General features: G+C 65.2%; 3 protein-coding genes. 2 read left to right on the forward strand and 1 reads right to left on the reverse strand.

Annotation, left to right across the window (positions count from 1 at the left end; genetic code table 11):
* Positions 1–53: 53 nt before the first annotated feature.
* Positions 54–1,475, reverse strand: a complete 1,422-nt coding sequence (gene glnA, locus ACFVJS_RS27230) for a type I glutamate--ammonia ligase (RefSeq protein WP_378886674.1) — start codon at positions 1,473–1,475, stop codon at positions 54–56.
* A 212-nt stretch (positions 1,476–1,687) separates the two neighbouring features.
* Here glnA and ACFVJS_RS27235 point away from each other — a divergent pair, with 212 nt between their 5' ends.
* Positions 1,688–2,161: an RDD family protein gene (locus ACFVJS_RS27235; protein WP_378886675.1), complete on the forward strand. Its 474-nt coding sequence runs from the start codon at positions 1,688–1,690 to the stop codon at positions 2,159–2,161.
* A gap of 62 nt (positions 2,162–2,223) precedes the next feature.
* The gene (locus ACFVJS_RS27240) at positions 2,224–3,006 is read left to right on the forward strand and encodes a DUF6612 family protein (protein WP_378886676.1); all 783 of its coding nucleotides are present in this window, start codon (positions 2,224–2,226) and stop codon (positions 3,004–3,006) included.
* Positions 3,007–3,046 lie beyond the last annotated feature (40 nt).

Raw genomic sequence — 3,046 nt, forward strand, 5'->3', positions numbered from 1 at the left:
AGCCCCTCCCCGATGATTCGGGGGAGGGGCTCAGGTCAGTCAGCGCTCGTTGCTCAGATGTCGTAGTAGAGCTCGAACTCGTGCGGGTGCGGGCGAAGCTGGATCGGGAGGATCTCGTCGTTGGTCTTGTAGTCGATCCAGGTCTCGATCAGGTCGGGGGTGAAGACGTCGCCCACGGTGAGGAAGTCGTGGTCGGTCTCCAGCGCCGACAGAACGGCACCGAGGGAGGTCGGCACCTGGTTGATCTCGGCCATCTCGTCCGGCGGAAGCTCGTAGATGTCCTTGTCGATCGGCGCGGGCGGCTCGATCTTGTTCTGGATACCGTCGATGCCGGCGAGGAGGAGGGCCGAGAAGGCGAGGTAGGGGTTCGAGGACGGGTCCGGGAACCGGGTCTCGACGCGCTTGGCCTTCGGGTTGGTGCCGGTGATCGGGATGCGGACCGCGGCGGAGCGGTTGCGCGAGGAGTAGACCAGCGAGATCGGAGCCTCGAAGCCCGGCACCAGGCGGTGGTAGGAGTTCACGGTCGGGTTGGTGAACGCCAGGACCGACGGGGCGTGCTTCAGGATGCCGCCGATGTACCAGCGGGCCATGTCGGAGAGGCCGCCGTAGCCGGTCTCGTCGTAGAACAGCGGCTCGCCGGCGTTCCAGATCGACTGGTGGACGTGCATGCCCGAGCCGTTGTCGCCGAAGACGGGCTTCGGCATGAAGGTGACGGTCTTGCCGGCCTGCCAGGCGGTGTTCTTGACGATGTACTTGAACTTCATGACATCGTCGGCCGCCTTGAGCAGCGTGTCGAACTTGTAGTTGATCTCGGCCTGGCCGGCGGTGCCGACCTCGTGGTGGGCGCGCTCGACGAGCAGGCCGGAGGCCTCGAGGTTCTTGACCATGACGTCGCGCAGGTCGGCGAAGTGGTCGGTCGGGGAGACCGGGAAGTAGCCGCCCTTGAAGCGGGTCTTGTAACCCAGGTTGTCGGTGCCGTCGGGGTTCTTGTCGGCGCCGGAGTTCCACCAGGCCTCGACCGAGTCGATCTTGTAGAACGACTCACCCTCGGAGGTGTTGTAGGCGACCTTGTCGAAGATGAAGAACTCGGCCTCGGGGGCGAAGAAGGCGGTGTCGCCGATGCCGGTCGAGGCGAGGTATGCCAGCGCCTTGCGCGCGATGTTGCGCGGGTCGCGCGAGTAGGCCTCACCGGTGATCGGGTCGTGCACGAAGTACATCAGCGCGAGGGTCTTCGCGGTGCGGAACGGGTCGATGTACGCAGTCGTGACGTCCGGGTACAGCGCCATGTCGGACTCGTTGATCGCCTGGAAGCCGCGGATCGACGAACCGTCGAAGGCCATCGGCTCCAGGTTGAACGACGACACCGGCACCGTGAAGTGCTGCTGAACGCCGGGCAGGTCGACGAAACGGATGTCGACGAACTCGACTCCCTCGTCAGAGATGAACTTCAAGAGCTCGTCGTCAGTGCTGAACATCAATCCTCCTTGGCTCACCCGGGCGGGAAGAGCCAGATAGGTCTCTCGCGATCGAGGCCGGATCCTGTTGGAGCCGACCGTGTCCCGAAAATTACGAAGGGACGGTTGCACAGGAGTGTCGCAAATGTTTCAGGCGTGTAACAGGTTGTGTGATTTGATCGGCAACCATCCCGATCTCATCCCTCAAGACGTCGCCGCCTACCCTTACCGCTGTGACCAGTTCCGCCAACCCTGCGACGCCTACTCTGCCTTATCCGACCGCGAGCTGGGGCCGGCGCGTGCTCGCGCTCTTCGTCGACTGGCTCGCGTCGTCGCTGGTGGCGTCGGTCTTCCTCGGCGTGCGCGCGCTGCCGTTCGGGTCCCTGCTCGCCGGTGTCGACCCGCGGCCGAGCGACAACCTGTGGATCCTGGTCGTCTTCATCGTGCAGACGGCGGTCTTCACCACGCTCGGCGGCGGCTCCTTCGGCAAGCTCGTCACCCGGCTGCGCACGGTGCGGGTGACCCAGGGCGAGCCGGACGTACGTCCGCTCGATCCTCTGCGGAGCATCGCTCGTCAGATCTTGGTCGTTCTCGTCGTGCCTCCGCTGGTCTTCCGCCCGGACCGGCGCGGGCTGCACGACCTCGCGGCCGGCACGGCGACCGTCACGCTTCAGACCTATCGACACGTGTTTCGTCGCGTGAGTTGAGACTCCTCCGAGGGTAGGTTGGAGCGGTCCGCCGCTGGAGCGGAAACATGAAGGGAAGCTCAATGACGCACAACCGTACTCTCGGGCCACGTGGCCTTTGGCGCCGTGCCGCTGCGGCGGGCGTGCTGGCCGTATCGCTCTCGGGCCTGGTGGCCTGTGGTGGCGGTGGTGGTGCCGGCGGTGCCAGCGAGGGTGACTCGGTATCGGCCGAGGACATGACCGAGGTCATGAAGAAGGCCACCGACATCGACACCGCCCACTTCACCACGAAGATGGACGCCAAGGTCTCCGGCCAGACAGTCTCGATGACCGGTGAGGGCGACATCCGCAAGGAGCCGCCGGCTCAGCACTCCACCATGAAGATGAGTGGTGGCTCGATGGACATGGACCTCGAGACGATCCTCGTCGACGAGAAGATCTACATCAAGGGCATGATGGGCGACTCGTGGATGACCGCGACCGCCGACCAGCTCGCCAAGATGGGCGGCACCAGCCTGGAGTCGATGAGCAACCCGCTCGCTTTCTTCGACGGGATGGAGAACTCGATCAAGTCCTCCAAGTTCGAGGGCGAGGAGAAGCTCGACGGCACCGACACCAAGCACTACAGCTTCACCGTCGACTCCGCGGCTCTCGCCGAGACCCTCGGTTCGGGCAGCGCCACCGGCCTGCCCGAGACGATCGAGCAGGACATCTGGGTCGACGGCGACGGCCTGCTCCGCAAGGCCGAGGTCGGCATGGGGGAGATGGGCACCGTCGAGATGGTGCTCTCCAAGCACGGTGAGGACGTGACGATCGAGGCGCCGCCCGCCGATCAGGTCACCGACATGCCGAGCATGGCCGGCTGACAACCGGAGTCGTACGCAGCCGGGCCGGTCCCGAAAGGGG

Origin of the sequence: Nocardioides sp. NPDC057772, assembly GCF_042798075.1 — a bacterium.
In the GTDB taxonomy this organism is placed as follows: domain Bacteria; phylum Actinomycetota; class Actinomycetes; order Propionibacteriales; family Nocardioidaceae; genus Nocardioides.